The organism is Nostoc sp., from assembly GCF_036917435.1.
GTDB lineage: Bacteria > Cyanobacteriota > Cyanobacteriia > Cyanobacteriales > Nostocaceae > Nostoc.
In genome coordinates this window covers 228,971-255,799 of sequence record NZ_JBALDM010000001.1, presented here as the reverse complement: position 1 = coordinate 255,799, position 26,829 = coordinate 228,971, and the positions used below count along the sequence as shown (strand labels likewise).

17 protein-coding genes and 1 tRNA gene are annotated in these 26,829 nt (G+C 42.1%); 7 read left to right on the top strand and 11 right to left on the bottom strand.

Going from position 1 to position 26,829, the window contains the following annotated elements; all coding sequences use genetic code 11:
* Nucleotides 1-163: 163 nt before the first annotated feature.
* Both trpC and lpdA read right to left on the bottom strand, forming a co-directional pair.
* On the bottom strand, nt 164-1,054 hold the full coding sequence (gene trpC / locus V7K98_RS01085) for an indole-3-glycerol phosphate synthase TrpC (protein WP_335018733.1): 891 nt from the start codon (nt 1,052-1,054) through the stop codon (nt 164-166).
* A gap of 160 nt (nt 1,055-1,214) precedes the next feature.
* A complete protein-coding gene (lpdA, locus tag V7K98_RS01080; RefSeq protein ID WP_335018731.1) occupies nt 1,215-2,642 on the bottom strand; it encodes a dihydrolipoyl dehydrogenase in 1,428 nt (475 codons plus the stop codon).
* A 517-nt stretch (nt 2,643-3,159) separates the two neighbouring features.
* On the opposite strand from lpdA, the gene V7K98_RS01075 reads away from it, so the two are divergent.
* From V7K98_RS01075 to V7K98_RS01065, 3 genes are all read left to right on the top strand, one after another.
* The gene (locus tag V7K98_RS01075) at nt 3,160-4,935 is read left to right on the top strand and encodes an SWIM zinc finger family protein (protein ID WP_335018861.1); all 1,776 of its coding nucleotides are present in this window, start codon (nt 3,160-3,162) and stop codon (nt 4,933-4,935) included.
* Nucleotides 4,936-5,829: 894 nt separating this feature from the next.
* Entirely contained in the window at nt 5,830-7,617 is a 1,788-nt protein-coding gene (locus V7K98_RS01070; RefSeq protein WP_335018729.1) for a ShlB/FhaC/HecB family hemolysin secretion/activation protein, read from the top strand.
* 683 nt (nt 7,618-8,300) lie between these two features.
* A complete protein-coding gene (locus V7K98_RS01065) occupies nt 8,301-10,937 on the top strand; it encodes an EAL domain-containing protein (RefSeq protein WP_335018727.1) in 2,637 nt (878 codons plus the stop codon).
* Between the two features lie 151 nt (nt 10,938-11,088).
* Here the strand turns inward: V7K98_RS01065 and V7K98_RS01060 are convergent, their stop codons facing one another.
* Complete coding sequence (locus V7K98_RS01060) at nt 11,089-11,700, bottom strand: J domain-containing protein (RefSeq protein ID WP_335018725.1); 612 nt, start codon at nt 11,698-11,700, stop codon at nt 11,089-11,091.
* A 26-nt stretch (nt 11,701-11,726) separates the two neighbouring features.
* Between V7K98_RS01060 and V7K98_RS01055 the strand changes: the two genes are divergently transcribed.
* Nucleotides 11,727-12,824: a tocopherol cyclase family protein gene (locus V7K98_RS01055; protein WP_335018723.1), complete on the top strand. Its 1,098-nt coding sequence runs from the start codon at nt 11,727-11,729 to the stop codon at nt 12,822-12,824.
* 33 nt (nt 12,825-12,857) lie between these two features.
* Nucleotides 12,858-12,931, top strand: a tRNA-Arg gene (locus V7K98_RS01050).
* Between the two features lie 190 nt (nt 12,932-13,121).
* Here V7K98_RS01050 and V7K98_RS01045 read toward each other — a convergent pair.
* The 4 genes from V7K98_RS01045 to V7K98_RS01030 form a co-directional block, all read right to left on the bottom strand.
* Complete coding sequence (locus tag V7K98_RS01045; RefSeq protein ID WP_335018721.1) at nt 13,122-13,745, bottom strand: Uma2 family endonuclease; 624 nt, start codon at nt 13,743-13,745, stop codon at nt 13,122-13,124.
* A gap of 194 nt (nt 13,746-13,939) precedes the next feature.
* A complete protein-coding gene (locus V7K98_RS01040; protein WP_335018719.1) occupies nt 13,940-14,728 on the bottom strand; it encodes a Uma2 family endonuclease in 789 nt (262 codons plus the stop codon).
* A gap of 217 nt (nt 14,729-14,945) precedes the next feature.
* The gene (locus tag V7K98_RS01035) at nt 14,946-20,087 is read right to left on the bottom strand and encodes an nSTAND1 domain-containing NTPase (RefSeq protein ID WP_335018717.1); all 5,142 of its coding nucleotides are present in this window, start codon (nt 20,085-20,087) and stop codon (nt 14,946-14,948) included.
* The gene (locus V7K98_RS01030; protein WP_335018715.1) at nt 20,057-21,394 is read right to left on the bottom strand and encodes a P-loop NTPase fold protein; all 1,338 of its coding nucleotides are present in this window, start codon (nt 21,392-21,394) and stop codon (nt 20,057-20,059) included. Before V7K98_RS01030 ends, V7K98_RS01035 begins: the two co-directional genes overlap by 31 nt.
* 871 nt (nt 21,395-22,265) lie before the next feature.
* Here V7K98_RS01030 and V7K98_RS01025 point away from each other — a divergent pair.
* Entirely contained in the window at nt 22,266-22,430 is a 165-nt protein-coding gene (locus V7K98_RS01025; protein WP_335018713.1) for a hypothetical protein, read from the top strand.
* 40 nt (nt 22,431-22,470) lie between these two features.
* Here the strand turns inward: V7K98_RS01025 and V7K98_RS01020 are convergent, their stop codons facing one another.
* Both V7K98_RS01020 and V7K98_RS01015 read right to left on the bottom strand, forming a co-directional pair.
* Complete coding sequence (locus tag V7K98_RS01020) at nt 22,471-23,328, bottom strand: SDR family NAD(P)-dependent oxidoreductase (RefSeq protein ID WP_335018712.1); 858 nt, start codon at nt 23,326-23,328, stop codon at nt 22,471-22,473.
* 74 nt (nt 23,329-23,402) lie between these two features.
* Entirely contained in the window at nt 23,403-23,633 is a 231-nt protein-coding gene (locus tag V7K98_RS01015) for a hypothetical protein (RefSeq protein WP_335018710.1), read from the bottom strand.
* A 482-nt stretch (nt 23,634-24,115) separates the two neighbouring features.
* On the opposite strand from V7K98_RS01015, the gene tatC reads away from it, so the two are divergent.
* Nucleotides 24,116-24,910 carry a twin-arginine translocase subunit TatC gene (gene tatC / locus V7K98_RS01010; protein WP_335018708.1) on the top strand — a complete coding sequence of 265 codons (795 nt, stop codon included), beginning with the start codon at nt 24,116-24,118 and terminating at the stop codon, nt 24,908-24,910.
* Between the two features lie 761 nt (nt 24,911-25,671).
* Here tatC and V7K98_RS01005 read toward each other — a convergent pair.
* Together V7K98_RS01005 and V7K98_RS01000 are read right to left on the bottom strand one after the other, a co-directional pair.
* Entirely contained in the window at nt 25,672-26,229 is a 558-nt protein-coding gene (locus V7K98_RS01005; RefSeq protein WP_335018706.1) for a hypothetical protein, read from the bottom strand.
* 136 nt (nt 26,230-26,365) lie between these two features.
* A complete protein-coding gene (locus V7K98_RS01000; protein ID WP_335016325.1) occupies nt 26,366-26,674 on the bottom strand; it encodes a DUF3067 family protein in 309 nt (102 codons plus the stop codon).
* Nucleotides 26,675-26,829: the final 155 nt, after the last annotated feature.

The window sequence follows — 26,829 nt, the reverse complement described above, 5'->3', positions numbered from 1 at the left end:
AAATTGTTACATAAGAAATAACTTGTTGCTTATGGCTTTGATTTGATTAGTGATGAAGATTTGGCAAAGATATCGATAATAGTAGACAGCAAAGTGCTGCGTGTCTACGCATAGTATGCCCTATTAGTTGCCCTGCATTAAGAGGTACAGGGAAAGTATTTTTTCAGAAATTCCTTGGTAATATACTAGCGATCGCAGCACCGGGATCTGGTTGTTTTACCAAAGATTCTCCAATGAGTACAGCAGATGCACCTGCTGTAAGCACTAAGCTCAAATCATCTGGGTTGTGTAGTCCTGACTCGCTGACAACAAGGATGTTTTTCTCCTGCAATTGGCTACCCCTTGTAGCTAAAAGTTGGCAAGTAGTTTGCAGGTCAACAGAGAAATCTTCCAAATTGCGATTATTGATTCCTACTAAGGAGACTCCATCCAAGGCTAACACACGGTCAAGTTCTGCCAAACTATGGACTTCAATCAAGGCTGCCATTTTCAGGTTGTTAGCAATTTTCAGGAAGTATTTCAAATCTTGATCGCCCAGGATAGCCGCAATCAATAAAATAGCATCTGCACCATGAATCCGGGCTAAGTATATCTGGTAAGCATAAATGATAAATTCTTTGCATAATAAGGGCAAATCTACAGCAGCCCGAACTTTGGCTAAGTTGTCAAAACTACCTTGAAAGAATTTGACATCGGTTAGGACTGAGAGACAACTAGCTTTGCCTTGCTGATAAGATTGGGCGATCGCTACTGGGTCAAAATCTTCTCGGAAAACACCTTTACTCGGTGAAGCTTTTTTAACTTCGGCAATCAATGCTGGTTTTGTCTTACCTTGACGCAAAGCAGCGATAAAATCACGGGTTGGCGGCGCGGTGAGTAACTGCTTCTGCAATTCTTGCAAAGGAACTTTTTCCCGCATTAGGTCATATTCTACTTCTTTCTGCCAGACAATCTCTTCTAAGATGTTGTTTGGCGCTGAATCAGGCACGGCTACCTGATAACGTAATATCGATACATCAATAGCTGGGTTAGGGGAACGACGACGGATTTGCATAATTTGTCATTGGGCATTGGGAATTGGGCATTGGGCATTGGGCATTGGGCATTGGGCATTGGGCATGGGGCATGGGGCATGGGGCATTGGGCATGGGGCATTGGGAATAATCTATGCCCTATTCCCTATTCCCTATTCCCTACTCCCCACTCCCCACTCCCTAAATTACGGCTCGTTTATAAGCTTCGTCCAAGACTTCGGAGAGTGTTGGGTGGGCATGAACTAGATGTGCGAGGCTTTGGACAGATTGACGGTTTGCGATCGCGGCTGAGGCTTCATGAATTAAGTCTGAGGCGTGCAGCCCGAAAATGTGAACGCCTAAGACTTCTCCTGTGTCTTTGCGATATATCACTTTGGCAATACCGTCGGCTTCATTTTCTGCCAACGCTTTGGAGTTCCCTTTGAAGTAACTCCGACTTGTGGCGACTTCAAAACCTTCGGTTTGTCCTAATTCCTTCGCGGCGGTTTCTGTTAAACCTACATAGCTGACTTCTGGGTGGGTAAAAGCTGCTGCGGGGATGCTGCGATAGTCTACTATTCTTTCCCTCCCAACTATATTTTCTACGGCAATGATGCCTTGAGCAGAAGCCGCATGTGCTAACATCATTTTCCCGTTCGCATCGCCAATTGCCCACACATTTGGTACTACTTCACCACCTGAGAGTACTGCCATGCGATCGTCAACGGGGATAAAATTCCGCCGATCGAGTTCTATACCCACAGATTCCAAACCAAGATTTTTGGTCGCGGGGATGCGCCCTGTAGCCACCAAGCAAGCATCTACTTCGATGACATCTACATCTTCTTTGGTTTTGAAATCTGCTAACTCAATTACCACTGGTGAACCAGGGGTGACTTTTTTGGCGTATATCCCCACCTTCGTTTCAATATCGCGGGAAGTAATCAGCACTCGTTCGGCAAGTTTGGCAATATCGCGGTCAAATCCTGGCATTAACTGATCTAGGGCTTCAATCAAGGTGATTTCACAACCCAAAGCTGAGTAAACATCAGAAAATTCCAAGCCAATGTAACCACTACCAATAATCGCCACCCAGTCTGGTAACGACTCTAACTTGACACCTTGATCGCTGGTAAAGACAGTTTTGCCATCTACTTCAATCCCTGGAGGCACAAAAGGAATTGAACCAGGGGAAAGGATGATGTCTTTGGCTGTGATGATTTTTTCGCCACCGTCTCCGGTTACAGAAACTTTTTGCGCCCCAGCGATTTTTCCCCAACCGTTGATAATATCGACTTTTAGACGTTTGAGACTGTTCGTTAAGTCCCCTTGAATTTTTGAGACGAGATTATTAGCATGATTAGCGATCGCTTGGCGATCGAATTCCACGCTACCAATTTGAATTCCCAGCGATTTGAGGTGGTGGGCATCGCGTAACTCCCGCACCCGCCCAGATGCCGCCAGCAGCGCTTTAGAAGGAATACAACCCCGATTAACACAGGTTCCTCCCATATCAGCAGCTTCAATAATCGCTGTTTTTAAACCACAACTTACGGCGTGTAAGGCTGCGCCATGTCCGCCTACACCCGCACCGATAATGACTAAATCGTAATCAAATCCTTGACTCACGTTAGGTTCCCCGTCTGTTTCGCCTATTTATTCTCAACTTGACCGACAATCAGCGCAACCCCTTTAACAGTTATCAGTTATCAGCAATCAGTTTTGTTGCTGGGTTTAAGCCCCTAGCACAGAGTTATCAGTAAACACTGGAAACTGCCATCTGATTTAAATCCCCTACCATCCGCCTGATAACCATTTTCTGATTTAACGTTCGGGTGTTGCTAGCTTTAATTATGATTCACTGACTTCGGGCGAAAAGATGGATATTTCCAGTAATTATAGTCAAATCTAGATACTTATTTTTTTTATACTTTAAATGGAATTAGGAATGGGGAATGGGGAATTGGGCATTGGGCATTGGGAATTGGGAATTGGGAGATGAGGTGGACAAAGAGAATAAATAACCAATGCCCCATGCCCTATGCCCCATGCCCCATACCCAATTTTTAATGACTTTACAGCGCGATCGCTAACACCTAAGCTGGATTTAGGATTGATCCAGAGGATTTACACAGGCGATCGCTCGATGTCTATTCCCCAAATTACTGAATTTACTATCCGCCGTCATGCCAACGCCAAATCTTTCCAACGCGGCGAGGCATACTATGAGGCTGGTGCTGTTCATGCTGTTACCCAACGAGGTCATATCCTTCAGGCTGAAGTTGCAGGCACTGAAGCAAGACCTTATCATGTCAATCTGAGTTTCGATAGCAGTGGGTTAACCTCAGCAAACTGCACCTGTGCCTACGATTTTGACGGTTGGTGCAAACACATTGTAGCAACGATGCTCGTCTGTGCGCGGAACTCAGAATATATTGAGCAGCGCCCTACCTTAGAACAACTACTCGAATGCTTGGATCGTATCCAAACTCAAAGGCTGCTGCAAGAGTTGGTAAAAGAATATCCACCACTAATTGAGGCGATTGATCGTCATGTAGGTTGGATGACGCATCCGATTGTCGAGCAAATAACCACAAAATCTGTGCCCAGCATTACTATTGATCCAGCTGCTTTTCGGCGACAAGTCCGGCAAATTATTCGGGATGCTGTGCGCTTCTTTGAGGAGGGGTGTGAAGAAGATCCGATTGCCGAAGATTTACTGAGTGTGGTGCAAACTGCGGTAGATTTTAGCGAACGGGGAGAAGGTGAAAATGCGATCGCAATTTTAGAGGCGATTACCTTTACTTGTGTGGAAAATTGGGACGATATAGCAGATTACGGGGCTGAAAATGATGAAATTGTCGAGGAATTAAATCAGGCTTGGTGTGAAGCAATTCTTACTGCTGAACTCACCCCAGAAGAAAAAGTTGATATTCAAATAAATTTGGAAGCTTGGCAAGATGAGTGGAATGCTGATTTTGGTCTAGTTATGGAAGCTTTACGCCAAGGTTGGGATTATCCGCCCTTAGTGCAAGTTCTCCAAGCTAATATTACCGAAAGGGGAGCTTGGGAAGAAGACGTACCAGACTACGCAGATGATTTGGCACTAATTCGGCTAAAAATCCTTGAACGTCAGGAACGTTACCAAGAATACTTGTATTTAGCACAAGCTGAAGGGCAAACGCAGCAGTATCTGACAATGTTGGGGCGTTTGGGCAGGGTAGAAGAAGCAATTGATGCTGCTCAAACCCAGATGAACTCAATGGAAGACGCTTTTGCCCTAGCGAAAACACTAAGCGTTCAAGAGGCATTACAGCAAGCACTAGATATAGCCCAGAGTGGCTTAAATTTACCGGGTAATTGTCAGTACGAATTAGGAATTTGGACAAGTGATTTAGCTGTTGAGTTGGGTAATAGTGAAGCTGCTTTATTAGCAATCAAGGCGGCTTTTCAAGTCAAGCCCTCCTTTGTTGACTACGAAAGGATGGCAGAATTGGCTGGGCAAAACTGGGAAACAGTTAAAACAGACTTGCTGAGAATTGTCCGTACTTATAGTGGTTGGGGAACAGAATCAGCCAAAGTAGATATATTCTTGCATGAGGGGCTAATCGACGATGCAATTGCGATCGCTAGTGAACTCAGTTCTAATTATTCAGAGTTGATTAATCGAGTTATGAATGCTGCTATCCCTCATAATCCTACTTGGGTGATTGCTAATGCGCGTAGCCGTGCCGAAAAGATTATGGATGGAGGTAAAGCCGAATACTATTACTATGCAGTTGAATGGTTAAAAAAAGTCCGCGCTGCCTACTTGGAGTCTGGCAAAAAAGCTGACTGGTTAAACTATCGAGAAAACTTGATGCAAACCCATGCTCGAAAACGTAAATTGATGGGAATGTTTCAGCAAAAAGATATGGATTGAAAGGGAATTTGGAATTGGGAAAACTAGATTGCACCACTTGCGGGCAAGGCTTTAAACATTTACCTTTTTTCATGAAAACTATTAGGGACTTCCAAATAAAAAATATCCCAAAATTGACACCAAAATCCTCTCTAATTCATTCTGACTCTGTGTTGCGCCAGGTGCTACAACGGGGGGAACCCCCGCAACGCACTGGCTTCTCTACGCGGCAGTCGCTCATGGGGGAAACCCCCAAGACTGCGCTGCCTTGTCTCTGTGGTTCGTTTCTTTGGATAATTTATTTCTTGGAAATCCCTTAAACGTTAAAACCTTTGTAGAGACGTAGTATTGCTACGTCTCTACTCAATACGGTTCGGTTAAGGTTATTTGATGAAAAGAATAGACCCCAAAGATGCGATAAATCTCCGTCAGAACGAAAGACTAATTATTGTCAAGACGGCGATTTATCGCGTCTCTTGCTTTAAGGGATTTCCAAGAAATAAATTATCCCATCTTGTGGGGTGGGCATCTTGCCCGCCCATGATTACGGGCGGGCAAGATGCCCACCCCACAATAAATAGTTGGATATTTTTTTATTTGGAAGTCCCTAACCGAATAGTATTGCGTCTCTACTTTCTTTTTTACTCAGATTTATAATCGATGCTTTTAAATCTGCATTACAGCAGTTTTCATATATTTGAACCATATCTGTCGTAAGGGCACAGCAATGCTGTGCCCCTACCCCATAGTCTATTTACGTGAAAATAGCATTAACCAGATTATTGAGCTTTGAAATTCTTTTAAATTGAGATTTGTCCAAGATATCAACTTTAGCGACAAAAGATGAAGTAAGATTCACATCTGAGGCAGTCCCCATGTAATCCCATAGTTACTGACAAAAAATAGTCCAGTGCGATGATTAATAAAAAATATCCTCAGAATCTTATAACATCTCAGTTATCACTGCTTATATTACTCAGCAGTATATCTTCTAGTCTACTGAAAGCTCAGGCTGTTGATACTACACAATTACCAACAAGTAATTTTGTCCTGTCACAAAAACTCCCACCACCACAGGATGTCCAACCATCCATACCTTCGCCACTTCCTTCACCTGAACTGCCACAGCCACTTCCCCCACCCGCAGAACTATTTCCCCCCTCTGTTCCAACTCCCCTACCTGATGAACCACTCCGTGGCAACTTTCCTCAAACTATTGTTGTTGAACGGTTTGAAGTTCTTGGTAGCACAGTTTTCAGTCCCGAAGAGTTAGTCAAAGCCACTGCTGAATTTACTAAACGACCAATATCGCTGACTGAAGTATATCAAGCACGTTCTAAAATTACTGATTTATATGTCAGGAATGGTTATATTACCTCTGGTGCATATATCCCACCCCAAACAATCAAATCTGGTGTTGTCAAAATTCAGGTGATCGAAGGTAAATTAGAAGATATTAAGGTAACTGGAACTCGGCGGTTGAATCCGAATTATGTCCGTAGCCGACTAGCAATAGCTACATCGCAACCTCTAAATCGGCAGCGTCTACTACAAGCACTGCAACTATTGCAACTTAATCCTTTGATTCAAAACGTGACTGCTGAACTCTCCGCAGGATCGCGGAGTGGTTCGAGTCTTTTAGAAGTCAAGGTTAGTGAGGCAAAAACCTTTAGTAGCCAGATAGTTCTTGATAATGGGCGATCGCCAAGTGTTGGCAGTTTTCGCCGCCGATTACAATTGAATGAAGCCAACTTATTAGGATTGGGGGATTCTCTCGGTGTTTCTTACACTAATACCGATGGTAGCAACTCCTTGGACGCAAGCTACACATTACCGCTCAATCCCCACAATGGCACACTGACTTTCAACTATGGCACTACGTCGAGTAATGTCATTGAACCTTCTTTCAAATCTTTAGATATCCAATCAGCATCTCGCTACTACGAAGTGACATTCCGCCAGCCAGTAGTCCAAACTCCTACACAAGAATTCGCTCTTGGGTTAACAGCTTCCCGACGCGAAAGTGATATTTCGTGGATACTACAACCACAATTTTCCCCCTCTCTACTTTCGCCTGGTGCTGATGAACAGGGACGCACTAAGGTATCTGCGTTGCGATTTTTTCAAGAATGGACGAGTCGTAACAGCCGTGAAGTCATCGCCTTACGCTCTCAATTCAGTTTAGGCATAGATATCTTAAATCCCACGATTAATCAAAGCGCTCCCGATAGCCGTTTTTTTGCTTGGCAAGGGCAAGCGCAGTGGGTACGTCTTTTAGCTCCTGAAACCTTACTGTTACTTCATTTAAACACGCAACTTGCATCTAGAACACTTCTGCCTTTAGAGCAATTTGGCTTAGGTGGGCAGGATAGCGTTCGGGGCTATCGTCAAGATTACCTGTTAACGGATAATGGCACTTTTGTCTCTGCGGAAGTTCAAGTCCCAATTCTGCGCTTACCCCAGATAGATAGCACGTTACAGGTTGTTCCCTTTGTGGATTTTGGTGTTGGTTGGAATAGTTCGGATAGAGAAAATCCCAACCCTAATACTTTAGCTGCTGTTGGTTTAGGGTTGCGTTGGTCACAAGGCGATCGCTTCACTGTTCGTCTTGATTGGGGTATTCCTTTAATTTCTGTTGACTCAAACGAGAGAACATTACAAGAAAAGGGTCTGTATTTTAGTTTGCTCTATAATCCTTTTTAAAATTTAGCTGTTAGAAACGCTTCATTCTCCTTCCCCTCTTTACCATCTATGGTGTACACACAAGCCATTGAATTACCCAAAACAAAAATCTCACCCCGTTCCATCTTTAATCCCTCTCCTTACTAAGGAGAGGGACAGGTTTTGCACAGCAAAACCAGGGTGAGGTTTCTTAGAGACTTGTGTATACACCGTAGCCTGCCTTCATTGATAAAAATCCGTAAATATACCATGTTTTCTACTCAGTGTTTGATTTTATTCTGGGTATCCTAAGAAAGGCACAATTGGACTATATAGACGAAGGGACAAAGCTTATAACTTATCTTTGGGACTTCCAGTTAAAAATATTGCAACCAATCACCGTGGTTGTAGAGTATGTTACTGCGGCTGCGTAACGCACCTATTATCTGTGGAGGGTGTGTTACGCTTAACGCCATAAAACACCTGATTGGATAATTTATTTTTTGTAATTCCAAATAAGTTGAGAAAACAGCTAGAACTTCTACCACAAAAACCGATTGGACAATTAGTCATCTTATTCAATAAGATAAATCATGAATAAAAGGACTGATTTGCAATTTTAATTAAGCAAATTTCCCTAGAAGTTCAGATTTTTAGATCGCACTTTTGAGAGTGGTATTTTTAAGACTAAGACATATAGGTATATGAGAATTTGAGGAACAGCCATGCTAGGAAATGATCGGGAAAAAATACGCCATCTGTTGGTCATTAAAGACCTGCAAGGAGAACGAACTGTAGCCTTGTTAGAGACTACTTATTCTCTAGGACGGCATCCTGCAAATACTATTATCTTGGCTTCCCGATCGGTATCAATGCAACATGCAATTTTATTGAGAGTAACTGTTCCAGAAACTGACCAATATGGCTTCCAGATTATTGATGGCAATTTCAAGGGCAAAGGAAGTACTAATGGCTTATTTATAAATGGTGCTAAATGCTTCTCTCACAATCTTAGAAATGGAGATGTTATTGCTTTTGGCAGTAATCAAGCTCAGGCTAAATATTATGCTATTTCCAATATTTCAGAACAAGCATTTTCTGAATCTTTTGATGTTGAAGACTTATCTGGTTTTTTATCAGAGCAAGCTAGTCCTGCTAATCCTTTTCAAACCTTAGCGATCGATCCTGATTTTGAAGCAGCTAGTGAGTCTGCTTTAGCTCGCCTAGCATCGTTCCCCGAACTCATTCCGAATCCGATTATTGAGATGGATTTCGAGGGAATAGTGACTTATCTCAATCCAGCCGCAGCCCTCAAGTTTCCCAAACTCAGAGAAGTTGGAACAGAACACCCAATATTAGCAGGACTCTTGAGTACAGTTAAGAATTTAGAAAAAAATTCTTTTGTGCGGGAGGTGGAAGTAGGTACAGAAGTTTTTGAACAATCCGTTCTCTACCTTCCTCAAAGTGATTTAATTAGAACTTTTATTATTAGGGATATTACGGAGCAAAAACAAGCCACAGCCGAATTGCGTCAGCGCGATCGCTTGCTCCAAGCAGTTGCAGAAGCCGCTAATTATTTGCTAGGCGAAATGAATTACGAAACTGGTATTGAGCGAGCTATAGCTATACTGGGCGAAGCTGCCAAGGCAGATCGTGCTTATCTCTTTCAGAACCATCTTCATCCTGTTGCAGGAGAAATAGCTCTCAGTCTCCGGTTTGAATGGACACAATCTTCTATTGAATCTACCCATCACCTTTGGCAGAATCAGCTTTATAAAGGTTCTGGATTAGCCCGTTGGTATACTGTTCTCTCTAGCGGCCAGTCCATTAGCGGACTCACCCAAAAATTTCCTGTCGCCGAACAAGAATTCCTAATTCGAGATGGCATTAAATCTCTGATTCTAGTGCCCCTCCGGTTGGAGAATGAATGCTGGGGATACCTTGGTTTGGCAGACTGTAAGTTTGAGCGTCATTGGTCAAAGCACGAAGAATCTACCCTTTTAACGATGGCTGCTAGTATTCTGGGTGCGCGGCAGCGTCAGCAAGTAGAAGAAAAGATTCGCCATCAAGCCCTTCATGACATGCTGACAGGGTTGCCCAATCGCCTACTATTTAGTGAACTACTCAGTAAAACTCTACCCAACGCCACGCGGAATAACGAAAGTTTAGCTGTGATCTTCCTTGACCTAGATCGCTTCAAGGTCATTAATGATACCCTGGGGCACACATTAGGGGATCAATTGTTGAAAAGCGTCTCTCAAAGATTACAAGACTTACTCAGAGGCGGAGACACCATAGCCCGTTGGGGAGGCGATGAGTTTACTATCTTGCTCCCGCGAGTCACTGATATTGAAGAAGTAACGCAGGTGGCGTACAGAATCTTACAAGCCTTAGAAGATCCTTTTCATCTCCAAGGACATGAACTTTATGTGACCGCTAGTCTCGGTATTTCGTTGCTTGATAACAACAGTCCTGATGCCGAAACACTAATCCAGCACGCAGATGCCGCTTTATACTACGCCAAGGATAAAGGGCGGAATAACTACCAATTCTATAGTGTTTCTCTGAGCGCCAAAAATCCTGAACTTCTGACTTTAGAAAAGAGTTTGCGCTATGCCCTAGAACGTGAAGAATTTACGGTGTACTATCAGCCCCGTGTGAACATTGCCACAGGAAAAATTACTGGTATGGAGGCTTTGTTACGTTGGCAGCACCCAGAAATGGGATTAGTTGCGCCCAGTGTCTTCATTCCCCTCGCTGAAGAAAGCGGATTAATTATCGCCATCGGCGAATGGGTGCTACGGAAAGCCTGTATCCAAAATAAAATCTGGCAAGATGCAGGATTGCCACCTATGATGATCGCTGTCAATCTTTCTCTGAAGCAATTCCGCCAACCCAAATTAGTGGATATTATAACCACGATTTTAGAGCAAACAGGTCTGGAAGCCCGCTTTTTAGAATTAGAAATTATGGAAACTACAGCCATTGAAGACTTGGATTTTACCAGAACGGTGTTAGAGGAGCTACAGCAAATGGGTATTTACATCTCCATTGATGACTTTGGTACGGGTCATTCCTCGCTCTCACGCCTACAGCTTTTACCACTCCACAATTTAAAAATAGATCAGTCTTTCGTTAAAGATTTGAAGCCCGATTCCAAAGTAGCTCATATTATCAAGGCTATAGTTACCTTGGGACAAAGCTTGGGATTGAAGTTAACAGCCGAAGGGGTAGAAACAGAGGAGCAATTGGAGTTCTTGAAATCTATCAACTGTGATGAAATACAGGGCTATTTATTCTACCGCCCACTTTCTGTCGAGAAAGCAACAGAAATCCTCGAAAGTAAACGACCAATTCTTTAGAGCATGGTTTGAGTAGACTGAGGCTTAGGTATATACAGCCTATTGCGGGTAAATGAAGTACATGGGTAGGGGCACAACATGTTGTGCCCCTACGATGATCTGTACCTCACGCCTGTTGCAATCTGCTGTAATTTCGCCGTCTGAGCGTTTTTTATTTCCAACGCCGATTTAGTCGTAATATCTTTTTAATCCTCTGACAAAATCTTTCTAGCAAAGGTCTAGGCTTTGATACATATCTAGGCGATCGCACTTCCCGTACAGCACCCGGATTTCTTAATTCTTGTTCTATAAGTGCCGCTTTATTTAAATCGGAAGCGGCTCTATATTCGTATCCAAGTTGAGAGCAAACTAGCCCACGATATTTATATGCCTCAACATAGTGAGGATTGAGACGAATTGCATGGGTAAAATCTGCGATCGCATCCTCATATCTTCCTTCCGTGGCATTCTCTACGCCTAAAGTATAGAAAGCTTCTGCATCCCAACGATTGACAGATATTTTTGGGGATTTTTTAGGCGAAGATGAAGAGGGATTTTCAGAAATGGGAGGCTCGGATGGACTTTCTGATTTGAGCTTGTTGTAAGCTACGTTGATTGATTTGATTTTTTCCTCAGCTTCCTGTTTTTGCTTTTGATCGACAAAGCCATCGGGATGCCAAATTTTCACCAATTGACGGTAAGCCCGCTTCACCTGTGCTTTTGATGCACCGGCTTCTAGCCCAAGAATTTCATAAGCATCATTGATATCGAGGTCATCGCGCATACTGAAAAAATCGGCAACTATATACTATGTTAACTATTCCCCTAAATTTCCTCCAATCAAACCAAACTCCTCATTCTGGTTATCACTGGGATGGCAGCAGTCGCCGCTTTTTTGAGGGTTGGTATTACCGCGTTACTTTGCCAGAAATTGGGCAAACCTTCGCTTTTATGTACTCTATTGAAGACCCCATTGGCGGTAAACCTTACAGTGGCGGTGCAGCCCAAGTCCTTGGCCCAGATGATGAGTATTTATGTCGGACTTTTCCTGATGTGAAGAAATTTTGGGGTAGTCGGGATGTTCTGGGTTTAGGTCATTGGGGTAAAACAGATTTGCAAATTGCTCCTCTGTATCTTCTCCCAGCAGAGTTTGAGCATCATGTTCAAGAAGGATATCAAGCCACAGCCACCTTGAATCAGGGAATTATTCGTGACTACGCTACTAATAATTATTGCCGTTGGGAGTATGAAATTCAACCAGTATACGGTTGGGGTAATAAAAATAGCATTCAGCAATCAACCGCCGGCTGGCTTTCATTCTCGCAGATATTTGAACCCGGATGGCAGATTTTAATGGCTCACGGTTTAGCCAGTGGGAAAATTGATTGGAATGGCAAAATCTACGAATTCACCAACGCCCCAGCCTACGGCGAGAAAAATTGGGGTGGTGCTTTTCCTCAAAAATGGTTTTGGATAAATTGTAATTGCTTTGAAGGCGAACCCGACTTAGCATTAACTGCTGGCGGGGGACGGCGGGGTGTGCTGTGGTGGATGGAATCTGTAGCGATGATTGGGTTGCATTATCAAGGCAAGTTTTATGAATTCGTTCCCTGGAATTCCCAAGTAGACTGGGAAATTCAGCCTTGGGGTAAATGGCAAATGAAAGCTACTAACTCTAATTATGAAATTGAATTGACAGGAACCACAGATTTACCTGGTACACCTCTGCGTGCGCCGACAGCAGAAGGTTTAAAATATTGTTGTCGAGACACCATGCAAGGAAAGTTAAATTTGGAGTTACGAGAATTAAATGGGAGAAAATCTCAGATAATTCTCAAAGCAGAAAGTTTTCTTTGTGGTTTAGAAGTAGGCGGCGGCTCTTGGGATAATGTTTGGCAGTCTCACTAAAACTACTGCTATAATCATATATGCTTCCTACTTGGGGTTGTAGCTCAGTTGGATAGAGCGGACGCCTCCTAAGCGTCAGGTCGTGCGTTCGAGCCGCACCAGTCCCGTAAGTAAATAAATCCCTATGACCTGCATTAATCAACGTCATAGGGATTTTTATTTTTATCTTAGTTGATGGAAAACGCTTCTTTTAATTCTTCTACATCACGTCATTGTTGCATTAGAAACACCATTAACTAAACCATCTGCTCAAAGTGTTGTGTGAATTTGAGTGAATTGCAATAACAGAAATGCTAATCAGCGACTCATTGCAAAAATCTGTTCAGCCGTTAAGGGAATGTTCGGAAACAATCTACAATCAATTCTATCCTGCCCTCGAAACACTTTTGGCGGTAAATACTCTCCATCTTCAAGTTGGTAGATTGTAATGGTTGGCTGCTTGGGAGAGCCAATGAACCGAATACCACCAAAAGCAGCATAGTCTATAATAATGTACTCAAAAACGCCCAAATCCTCATATTCAGCAAGTTTTGTCAGATAGTCGTCCTTCCAGTTGTTGCTAACAACCTCAATGATTCCGGGTGGTGGAATATATGCAGCAGCAGAACTAGAGCTAGTTTTCATCCTCTGCCATTCAACTCTTGCAAATATGACAATATCTGCTTTCCGGGTTTTTTCCTTGTCTCCCGGTGCTGTTTTGAGCCGAACCTGCTTAGACTGGCGCGAGATGTAAGGCAGGTCATTTTCTTGGCAGTGATTTTCTAAGTAGGCACACAGTCGTTGAATCAAATCCTCATGATTTGCATTTGGTTCTGATAATGGCACAGGAATCCCATCCAATAGCTCAAACTCTCTGCCTGAACCATCGTCCCAGGCAAGAAACTCTTCAAAAGTCAGTGGTTGTGTGACGGTTACGTACATCGCCCTCGCTCCCTTGCTGACAAGTACTTCACTTAATGCTACAGCTTTGTCTATGAGTTATGGCTGATTTTCCTGCCGTAGTTCTGAAATAACGGCTTAAGGTTGGATAACAAAAGGCGATCGCACTCCACCAATTATCTACTGCATTAAAGAAGTAGCATAATAACACTCGTGAATCCATCCCCAATCAAATATTAAACTTCGTCTGGATTTATTCCAAGCTGTCTCAAGCGTTCTGCTAAACGCTGGGTTTTTTGCTGTTCTTGTTCTAATTGGGATGTTAATAACTGCGATTTTTCTTGTTCTTGTTCTAGTTGAGGTGCTAATAACTGCGATTTTTCCTCACCAGTTAGTAATAAATTTCCCTGTGCATCCCACCAACGCAACCAAGGCGCTGTAGTATTTCCATACTGTCCTTGCCAAATACCCAATTCGACACCCATCAAGGAAATCTCATAGTGTCCGCGTTCGTTAGCTTTTAGTTGCTGATACCTACCATCAACTAAGTGATAAAATTCAACCGTAGCTTTGCTAAATTCGTAAATGCCATAAAAAGGTACGCGGATTGCCTGCTCGTATACCCAGAATTTACCAGTAATGGGAGCATTATCTCTTTCTTCTGAACCATCTCCAGAAGCGAATTCCAGTACAATTAGGGGAGCGACATATTCTTGCCACAACACATAGGAACGCCGAAACTGACCATTTAACATAGGTGCAACATTAGGGACGTAAAACCAATCCGGTGCTTCTGCACCACGTTCAGGTGGTTCGGTTAAACGCCAGTAAATGCCACAATCTTGACCAATACAATACTGGTTATCTGGGTGAATTTGTTGTAATACACCTTGAAGGGAGTCAGTTAAAAGTATGCTTTGTGGGTGTTCTTGAAAATTTTTCACAAAGGTTTTGTCTGACTCTGGTAACTCAGTATGGTCGGGAAGGTGAGTAATGCCTAGTTCGGACAGTTTGGCAATAGTCATTGAACTTTGGCGCGAGTGAATCGGCTTATCTATCTTAGCATCTCTCCTAATACTGCTCGGTTAAGGCAAGAGACGCGATAAATTGCCGTACAATATGCAAGAGTTACGGAATAACGAACCGCAGAGGCGCAGAGGACACGGAGAAATCAGAGTTTGAGATATATTTTGCGTAAGTCTTATACAATAATCAGTCCTTCATACTGATAATTATTTTGCATTACCTACCAGGACATAAGGAGCGATCGCTCTTTATTACTTTCTGATTAGTCTGCAAATAATCATGTAGCAGATTGCAACCCCGTCCCAGTAACTTTTCTAGTTGGATATCTGCTAAATTTTGGAATATTACTGTGCCGTTACCACTACCCGCAGCCAGAGTCTTACCATCATGACTGAAACTGACGCTGGTTAACTCAGCTTCATAGCCTTTCAAAGCAATTAATAATGTCCCTTCTCGGTTCCAAATCCTCACTTTGTCATCACTGCTAGCGGCTAAAGTCTTACCGTCGGGGCTAAAACTCACACTGATGAAGCTGTCGCCATCCCCCGCGAGAGTATTTAGGATATCACCGTCGCGGCTCCAAAGTTTGACTGTGCTATCAATACTAGCTGAAGCGATTGTTTGACTATCGGGCGACCAAGCAACCCCATTTACCCGGCGGCTATGACCAATTAAGGTGTGAAGCAATTTACCATCTAAACTCCAGATTTTTACGGTTTTGTCATCACTGGCTGAGGCTAGCAAGTTACCATCGGGGCTAAAACTTACCCAATTTACTGCATCTTGATGTCCTTGCAAGGTTTTGAGTAGTTTACCGTCTCGACTCCAAAGCTTTACTGTTTTATCTTTACTGGCTGAGGCAATTACTTGACCATTAGGCGACCAAGCTACACCCAAGATGGTACTATTATGACCCTGTAAGGTGTTGAGCAGTTTACCGTCAACACTCCAAAGCTTTACCGTTTTATCTTTACTAGCCGAGGCGATCGCTTGACCATCAGGACTGAAACTAACTCCCCAAACTTGACCTTTATGCCCAGTGAAAGTACGCAGTAGTTTACCGTCTTGACTGAATAATTTTACAGTTTTATCTCGACTTGCTGCTGCTAAGGTGCGATCGCTTGGGCTGAAACTAATGCTAGTTATCCAGTCATCATTATCGGCTTTGGGTTTTCGCAATAACACATCGTCCCAATGCCAAAGTTTAATTGTTTTGTCCCGACTTGCAGAAGCCAAGGTACGACCGTCTGGGCTGAAACTGACGCTGTTAACCCAATTATTATGTCCCTTCAGGGTTCCTAGCAGCACACCTTCAAAATTCCAAAGTTTGATTGTCTCGTCGGTACTTGCGGAAGCGATCGTCTTACCATCACGGCTAAAACTGACGCTGGTAACTCCAGCACTATGCCCTGATAAGGTTCGCACTAGCTTACCCGACAAATTCCACAGTTTGATTGTCTGGTCTAAACTAGCAGAAGCAATAGTTTTCCCATCGGTTGACCAAGCTACACTTTTGACTGCATCTTCATGTCCCTGTAAGGTTTTGAGCAGCTTACCATCCCGACTCCACAATTTTACCGTCTTGTCAGCACTCCCGGAAGCAATGGTTTGTCCATCGCTTGACCAAGCGACACTCAAAACCGCACCATCATTTCCCTGCAAGGTTTTGAGCAGTTTACCATCCTGACTCCACAATTTAATTGTCTTGTCTGTACTTGCCGAAGCAATAAGTTGACCATCTGGGCTAAAGCTGACACTATTGACTACACCTTTATGCCCTAATAAGGTAACAAGCAGCACACCCCCTCGACTCCACAGTTTCACCGTCTTATCTTGACTGGCGGAAGCAATAATTTGACCATCTGGGCTGAAACTAACGCTATTAACTACATCTTCATGCCCCGATAAGGTTTTGAACAAGCTACCATCGGGAAGCCAAAGTTTAATTGTAGTGTCTGCACTGGCTGAGGCAATTAAAGAGCGATCGGGACTGAATGTAGCACTATTTACTCCAGATATATGCCCTTCTAAACGGTTATATTCTCTCAAGCCAGAAACTGCTTGATATAGCGCCGTTTGTACTTGCTCTTTTGTATAAGAATCAATCCAAACTGTTTGTTGTAATTTTCTTCCCGCCCTTAAGCCATCTTTTAAAGCATCAATACCTTTTTGTGAGGCAAAGAGGGCTTCACTGGATGCACTAAGAGTTTTAATTTCGCTATCTACTGCTGTTACTATAGAAACGCTTAATCCCAAGATGGCGAGAACAGAAGCAGTCAAGGCAATTTTCAACGAACGATTTAATTGAGCTTCACTAAGTCTTTGTTTCTTTTGACTTTCTGCGAGTTTAGCTGTTAATTCTTTTTCTTTGAGTTCGGCTCGTAATTGCTCAATTTCTAACTGACTCAATTCTTCGCGCTTGTGTAATTCTCGTAATTCTGTTAATAAGTCTAATCCCTGTTGGGGATAAGGATCTACTAATTTGGAACGCTGTTCATTTTGGCTAAGTTCGCTTTTCAGTCGCTCAATCTCAGTTTGGCTTTGTTCTACTTTTTGGCGTAACTGATTTAGTTGCACCTGTAAGCTTGATTCTTGTTGTTGCAGGTAGCGAATCAAGTTTACTAAATAATCGTGAATTAGTTGATAGCGTTCTGGGACATCGGGGAATAGTACCACTAACCCGGAGCTAACTAAAATATCTAATACTAATTCTAATTTTCCAGGATCTTCTAATTCTGCTAACTGCGCTGCTAACTCAGCACGAGTTTTAAAAGGTCGGTTGTTACTTTCGTCTGTTAATAAGTATAAGACGAGTAAAGCGGCTCGTTCATTTTCTGGGCCGCAGTCTTTAATCAGTTCTTTAAGATATCGCTCAATGAGTTTGTTAGGTCTATATGGCTGATATTCTTCTAGTGTAGTAATCCGCTCATCTTGAATTTGCGCTCCTACAACTTGCAATTCAATGGGGCGAACTTCTCCAAATTCTGTGGATAAATCTTCGATTAAGGCATCAATTAATGCAGGCTCTAAATTAAACTGCGATCGCTCGGTCAATTTTTGGATAATTGCTTTAGCATATTCTGGCGAAAAGTTATTCAACTGGTAGCGAATATGCTTGTCGAGAATATTATTATTAATCGCTTCTAGTGCAGAGAGATGTTTAAAGTCTAATAACCGATGTAAATAATCTTCTCGCAACGAAAGGATAACTTTGACAAAGGGGATATTTAGACAGTCGCTAATAAATTTATCAAATTCTTGCTTCTGCTTGCGATCGCTATAACCAAAGAAAAATTCTTCAAACTGGTCAAATATTAAAACTGTAATCAGATGGTTATCAGCATTTTGTTTAAGTTGTTGTATAATTCTGACGATGGTGATGGGTGTGTCAGAGTAAGGCAAAGCCTCCGCCGCTTCTAGCTTAATATCAGCGTAGATGGCAAGGGATGCATCACTAAACATCGCCTCACTTAAAGATTTTCCTAATTCCCGCGCCCAGTCGGTATAAACTTGCAGTACCACAGGCACAGCTATTTGATCGCCAATGGCTCGATTTTGTAGTGCGGGAACTAAACCCGCCGTGACGGTAGAACTCTTACCTACGCCTGATTGACCATGAATCACTGTCAGCTTTTGATCGGCGCGGCTAATTCTGCCAATTAAGTTATTAATATCACGCTCTCGACCAGAAGCAGCAATTTCTAAAGCAACGCTACTACTCCCAGAAGGTGCCATCAATGCTGGGTTTGTCGCCTGTCTTTGAGGTTGCAAACGTCCTGCACCAATAAAAGCCCGAAAACCGTACTGTTGCTCAACAGAACGCCGTTTTTGGCGAATGTAATAAGCTTCCAAATAGCGACCTTCTTCAAAATATAGCGATCGCAGTGTCCGCAATAAGCGAATATAACGATGAGCATCGTATTGATGGGCACTGCTTTCTAAGGATGCCGGCAGTTCTTTTGTCGCCTTTTCTAAGTATTCATGAGCAATTACTAGCTCACCTAAATTTCGCTGTGCTTTCGCCAACAGTAAATAGTAAATTTGCCCCAACAGTAATGGAAATAAGCAATTATAAGGGTCATTTTGCTTTTGTGCTTCAGCTAATTTTAGTAGTGATACATGCGCTAATATACTCGCCTGTACCCACCGCGACTGCTGCACGGCCACTTGTGCCAGAAATCCGTAGTCACAAGCTAATTGAATTTGACTACCATAAGTTTGATGCAACTCCAGAGACTTTTGAGCAACAGTCTGCAATTCTTCCCACTCTTGCAGATATTGCAAAACTTCAGCAAGTTGACTAATAAATCCAGCAACTATATCTAAACGCCCAGCCACCTGCAAAACATTCAAGCATTGCTGAAAATAAGATTTAGCTGTGTACCAATGACGACGGTTTTCTGTTTGATTTTGCTCTGCCAAACGGCAATAACACAACCCAATATAAAACTGCAAAACTCCCTGCCGCAGAAGTAACGGAGATGGGCGATTAGGAGGCGCAGACGAAGAAAATACTCCCTCATCCCCCCCTACTTCCTCTACTCCCTCATCCCCCCCTACTCCTCTATTCCCTATTTCCTCCAACTTTTGCCAAACTTTCAAGCTTTGCTGAAAATGACTTAAAGCTGTACTAATGCGATCGCTAATATAATTATCTAGACCAAAAACAAACTCTAAACTAGCGTGTAATTCTGGCTCTAAGGTAATACCACGATTGTGCAACTCTTCAATGGCAAAGTGGAGTTCATAGCTATTTTTCCAGACTTGCTCCACAGTCAAATAATGCTTTGCAACTTGAGGAGGTTGGTGTTGTCCAGCATCGCTTGGTAATACCGTAGCAAATAAAGAGTCAGTTTCCTGTTGTAAAAATTGCCGCAATGATTGAGTCGTCATCTCAAACCGAATCGGTGTAGCCGCCCAACTAGCAAAATCTGGTGCTAAACGGGTTATCTTCTGCAACACTTCTTCATTCACCCACAAAATCATCGGGAAAGGGTGGCGTTTGCGAAATTCATCACGAATATGATTGATTGATCTCAATAGATCGTCGATTCCATCTACTAACTCTAAACCCAAAATCATCAACGCTGATGGCGGATTCTCTTCAGTTACCAGTTGTAAATGAATACTTGTGTAAAGACTTCTAGCATTATGCGGCAGAATTACCTTTTGAATCTGATGTACACCTGAAGAAATTTCTTCGAGTCGTTGCAGCATAAGCTCTTGCAAAACCCGATAATTGCAGCACACCAAAACTAGGGAGAATTGACCGCTAGAAAGGGTAATTGCTCTCCCCAAACTTCTTAAAGCCCGCTCATTAGCTGCTCTTATATCTGCTTGTTGGTGTCGTTCAACCATGATTTAAATTTTTCCGTCTCTGCTAAAACTGGGTTGACGGCAAACCAAGCTCCTTGATGATCTCGGTATTCAAATACAAATAAACTTCGTAATAAAGTGTGGTATTCTATATCACCTCTAACTCTCTGCTGTTGCACTACCTGAAAGATTAGTTCCCACTCATGAGGATCGATGGCATTGGCTCGGTAATCTCGCTGTCTTTGAATCACCAAATCAACACACTCTCGCTCAAAAGGTGGATCTTGTTCTCGCAGACAGTCAAACAGTAACCCTAGCAAGTCGCGGACATGACCACCACTAATCAAGCACAACCGATCTAAAGTTTCCAGACTATCAAACACCTCTGTAATTAAGCCTAACCGATCGCTAGGTAAAATGTCTGGAAAAGCTCTAGCTAGTACCATTTGCCGCATCATTCCTAGCCCTTGAGGAAAAATCTCTCTAGAGCGTAGACGTACAGGTATCATCGGTAATACTTTTGGTGCGACTCCTCCCCCTAAACGGTGCTGAAGTTCGGCGCTATCGTTGGAGAAAGTCAGCGCTAAAGGAATAGTGTAGACTACGTGACAATTTAATTTGCGTAACTGTTCGCCACGTTCAATAAATAAGTATTCTGGCAGCGATCGCCCCGATGGTAAAGGTCGAATTGCAACTCTATCCAAGTTGTCAACAATAACCACCAGTCCTTTTTTACCCCTAGTTTTTAGTTCCTTGATGGCACGTTCTAGCAATTCTTGATTAATTGACTGTAAAATATTTGCTGTTCGTGGTTCTAAATAATCTCTTAACCGCCGCCGCAATTGGGGACTTTCTTTAGTTTTAGCTGTAATCTTGGCAATTCCCACAGACAATTCTGCTTCTACTCCAAGGTCAATTGGCGTTTGCAGAAAATCCACAATTTCACCAAACAACCTGGTAAAGTAAGCAGGCTTGAGCCTGATTTTCAGCGCTTCTAGGCTTTCACTTACTTGTCCGGCGATCGCTAACAAAATATCAGTCACGTCTACATCTGCCATTTCTAAGACATGGGTAGACTCAAAATAGACTACATGAAATTGCTGTGCTTCTAACTCAGCCTTGAGCCGTAATAACTCCGTTGATTTTCCACAGCCGAGATGTCCTGTAAATAGCTGACAAGTTGGTGCATCCGGGGAGATTCGGGCGATCGTGCGTTGCAAAGCTTCGATAATTTTGCCACCCCGCACCGCAGCAAAATCGATATAGTACCTGCGATCGCTAGGGTTTCCTATAATTAGAGGTCTGCTTGGATTGCAAGCCTGATAAAATCTTTCTAAATCTAGGAGCATAACTAATCAAGTTCACTCAGGAATGAGGATAACAAAATTTACTGAATAAATATATTGATTTTAGGGAATTTATGCCTTATTCTAATCTAACTATTAACTACTAACTACACTAACAACATTAAGACTTACGCAAAACTACATACGGTAGGAGCAATTCATGAATTGCCCCTACCCGAAACTCAAAGTTTGGGCTATTTTTTGCGTAAGTCCTGAACATTTTGGATAATTGTTTGTACACAAGTTAGATGTAGCACATAGCTATAGGACTCCTATTTGATTTTTGAACAAAATTAGGTATTGTAGCGTGTGTTAGAACGAAGTTCGTAACGCACCATTATCCAGGGTATTGTGCCTTACGCTATCGCTAACACAACGCCAGGTACCTCAAGTCGGAAAACCCGCCCACGTGACTGGCTACCCTACGTATCTTTTCAGAAATCAAACCGGATTCCTATCTCTTGATTTAGTTAAAGTAAGCAGAAATACTCTTATAAGTACAAATAGAGAAAAGCTCTAATATTAAATAAGGTACTCTTATAAATATTAAAAATATCCAACACAAAAAAAAGTACTGTTAAGTACAATTTTGTATAGCGTTTCTTAATCACATCAAGTACATCATAGCCCCCTCCTCGCTTGCGGGGAGGGGGTTGGGGGTGGGGTTCTTGTACTTCACTCAACTGAAAACTGCCATAGCTCTATTGAACCCATCATCAGCTTGAATTATTAAAAGCTTACGTGACTTTTGCGAAAAAATAATCTACAACCCTTACATAATAAGACTTTTAAAAAAATGTTGCTAAAGCCAACTTCAGTTCAGAGTTAATTTTTTTAACTAGATTTTGTCTCCGCTTACAAAAATCATGATTTTGTGAATGAAAACCGTGAGTTTATCAATGAAAATCATGATTTTGTGAATGAAAACCGTGAGTTTATCAATGAAAACCATGAGTTTGTGAATAAAAATCATGAGTTTGTGAATAAAAATCATGAGTTTGTGAATGAAAATCATGATTTTGTCACTGACAGCTTTTAAATTCAGAGTGACAACCTCTGAAGTATTTACAATCAGTAATCTACAATCCCATTGAGTATAAAATTATCTTGTCATGTAGCTCATCGGGCAAAATATGCTTTAACACCGCTCCAATTTTGGCATCTTGTCCAACGAGATAGCGCGTCTTGGGCTGCTTTGCAGTCAGCGCATCAACAACAGTCTGAGCGACAATATCCGCAGAAATTCCCTTAGATGCGAGAATCTGCATTTTTTTACGGACAATATTCATCGCTTTACCGTAAAGATTTTGTGCCGATTCTGGTAAATCTTGCTGTGCTGCTTCAGATTGACTTAGGGACTTTTCCCAAATTGGGGTAGCGATAGAACCAGGTTCAATAATTGAAACCAAGATTCCCCAAGGTCGTAATTCCATCCGCATCACATCAGTAAGTGCTTCCAAGGCAAATTTAGAAGCATTATAAGCTCCCAAGAACGGCGTGGGACTCCTACCAGCAATGGAACCCATATTGATAATTCGACCCCGACTTTGGCGTAAAAGACCAAGAAACGCTTGTGTCACCGCTAATTGTCCGGTAACATTAACCTGCATCTGGTATTGAAATTCTGCGATCGCTAATAATTCTAAAGGCCCAGGAATAGCAATTCCTGCATTATTCACCAAACCGAAAATTCCAGTATCACCCACTGCATTTGTTACCTTGTCAACCGCATCTGCGATCGATTCAGCATCAGTAACATCTAAAAAAATTGGAATCAGTCTTGACGATCCTTTCTGCTTAAGTGTTTGAGCATCAATATCTTGACGCACGCCAGCAAAAACAGAGAAGCCCAACTGGTCTAAAAGCAAAGCAGATGCTTGACCAATTCCTGTTGAAGCTCCTGTAACCACCACTGTACGTTGATTTGCTACAACCATTAATTTTCTTTTTTTATAATGAGACTATCGTAATCCCCAATCCCCAATTCCCAATTCCCAATCTCCAATCCCCATCAATCTTTGCAAGTACCAAACCTAAGACAATCTTCCGTTTGATCGTCTCTAGCTGATATTTGCCACGGCAATATGCGTAACGGAGCATTTGTACTGTGGGCAATTAGAGCAGCTATTGTAGGAAGCTGGTCTTTGACAATTGTCACGTCACTGCTAGGAGTATTACTTAGCCCAACATTATATAAATAAACAGGCAATGCCATTAAGACAAAGCAAATTCTCCGGTTCATACCCAACCTCAGCTAAAAATTTCCGATTGCGCTATGTATGTATAGATGCCACCTTGATGAACCGGATTTTCAAAACTGAGTATTATATATTAATGTTGTGTGAATTTACCCAGCACTGCTAGTAGTCTGTCCCATTAATTTTGCTGGGTTACAAGATGCCCTACTTATTAAAGAAGTCGGGGATCTGACCACCACTAACCATTCAGAATTAATAAAACAGATCACTAGCCGCAGAGACGTAATTTCTAAATTATCAGTTCCACCCTTTTTTAGGTTAGGCATTGCCTACAAAATGGCTTCTTACTAACTTATGCACATGCAACCTTAAAAAACAGGACAAAAAACCCACAGCAGCCAAAAACATATATTGGTGGCTGCATTCCCCAGTTAAAATAATGAAGAGTGCTAAGTTTAAAGTGCTGAGTGAAAAATTTTGCTCATTATTCAGCACTTAGTTATAAATATTGCCCACTAGCTGACTCATGCCGCCTTTACAAGACGTAGATACTGTAAACGTTCCTAACATTGATCCAGAAGGATATGGTAATTCAGATACAGATCCTCTTAATGAGTTGCCCGATGAAATCGAAATGTCCCTTTTCGACCATCTAGAAGAGTTACGACAGCGCATTTTTTATTCGCTGATTGCCGTAGCAGTAGGTATTATTGGCTGTTTCTTTGCCGTTAAGCCGATTGTCCAGCTGCTTGAGGTTCCAGCACAAGGAGTAAAATTTCTCCAACTCGCACCCGGAGAATATTTCTTTGTCTCCTTCAAAGTTGCAGCCTACACTGGTTTAGTACTTTCTAGTCCTTTCATTCTTTACCAAATTATCCAGTTTGTACTTCCAGGACTAACTCGCCGCGAACGCCGTTTACTGGGGCCTGTGGTTTTGGGTTCCAGCGTCCTGTTTGGCGCAGGGTTAGTATTTGCCTATTTACTCCTTATCCCCGCAGCTTTGAAGTTTTTCATCAGCTACGGAGCAGATGTAGTTGAGCAACTTTGGTCAATAGATAAATATTTTGAATTTGTACTGCTACTGTTATTCAGCACTGGTTTAGCATTTCAAATTCCCATCATCCAATTATTACTAGGTAATTTAAACATTGTCTCGTCTGAAAAGATGGTTTCTGGTTGGCGTTACGTGATTATGGGAGCAGTAGTTTTAGGAGCCGTACTTACACCTTCTACTGACCCTCTAACTCAAAGTCTTTTAGCAGGAGCAGTTCTGGGGCTTTATTTCGGTGGTGTTGGATTGGTTAAACTCACAGGTAAATAATATAGAGAATAGGTTGCAGGGAGATTTTCATGCTTAGTTTTTGAGCAAATCTTTACTGAAACCGCGATCGCTTTTAGCGATTAAATTATCGAGATTTAAGCTCATTAAAGAAAGAGACAATTGACTCGCCTAAATTCTCAATAAGAATACTGAGCGGTTGAAACGGCGTGTTTAGGTTAACACACATCATAAGTTCTTTGTAAAGTGCGTAAGTCCTAGTATAAATGATTTGTTCTATCGACAAGTAAGTGGGTCAAATCAAATATAAAACCTCACCCTGTCTCCGGCTTCCCTCTCCTTACTAAGACTACGGTGTACACACAAGTTGAGGCGATTTGCGATAGCCCCTAAGAAACCTCACCCTGATTTTACTACGTAAAACCTGTCCCTCTCCTTACTAAGGAGAGGGATTAAAGATAGGACAGGGGGAGGTTTTTCTTTTGTTTTGGGTAATTCGATGACTTGTGTGTACACCGTAGTCTTCCTGCTTCCCTCTCCTTACTAAGGAGAGGGATTGAGGGTGAGGTTTGATCTGATATTTCATTACGCCCACCTACTTAGAATCAACCATTAATTCGTAATTCGTAATTAAACCGATAGGACAGTATTAGTGAGTATTTGAGCGTCGGCTTAAGTTCACAAATTCTAAAGGTTATACCGTTATGAGTAAGGGATAAATCCTTATACATAACGTAATTACAAATTACGAGTCTTTGATGTATGCCAAAGCTCAGAATTAGGTTAACAATTATCCAATAAAGTTAACTATTTGAGCCTAAATCAAATAGACTTTTTCCATTAGCAAGAGGTAACACATAAGCAATCTCACCTAGTTCGGCTTTCTCTGTCCCAAAAAACGTACCTCGATGCTCAGGAGTGATTATCAACTGAGTTGTTTTAGGAGTTGATAGTGAACTAATTGATATTTCAACATAACCCCGTAACTCAAAATTTGCCTCTTTTACAAGATCCTCGTTAGTAGCATCGGGTTGCAGAATAAATAAGCCTGTATCATTAGCATTTACAGGAAATGTAAAACGTGATTTTTGTATACCTCCTGCGCCATCGAAAACACTACTTACAGGGCCATTTACACCTGTGGTATCCAAAACAGTGAGAATCTTTTTAGGATCTAGTCCGGGCGTTCTAGTTGTAACTACAAGAGAGAGAAATACGAGTTCATTAGTGACATTAGCAATCGTAAGAAAATAGCCCTGGAGAACTTTTCTTGCTAGTGGGCTAAGTTCAGGTCTTTTTTTTGTAATTTCTTTTGGAAGTTGAGGCTTAAGAAGAAGTTCAAATGTTGAGATAAAAGCCATTAGTATTTCCTTGAAAAGGTGTATTTTTTTTCTTACACTATCAGTAAGTAAAAGTATTACACAGGATGTTATGGCATTTGGGGATAAAAAATACTGTGAATACCTAGAAATTTATAAATGTTAATACAATAATCGGTCACAATATCCATTCCGAAGAGCGTTCACCCAAATCTAGAGGAATACTAACAGCTTTACCGAGTCGGGGGCGATCGCGTGTTTGAGTAATAAATGTTTCTACCTGTGTTGATCCACCCAAGGCATGAAGATAATTAGCAATGCTGTCAAGATGCTCTTGGTACTCCGCCTCAGTCAAAGGAAAAGAAGCTTGCTCCACGTATTTCCACATGACTTGCAAAAATATCTTTCCCTGTGCCCGCCGGAACTGGACATCATAAGAATATCCCCACTTATCAAGCAACATCTGACGTAATTCCTGTCCTGTCATAGCTTTTCTCAATCAGATTTTACATTTAGTTATGATGTTAAGTTCCGTGACTCCAGTATGATAAGGATATAAAGAAATGTAATGCTAACAGAAAAGATGCTTGATATATCTTGGAACAAAGAAGTATGGCATCCTTGTGAGCGCTAGCATTTCGA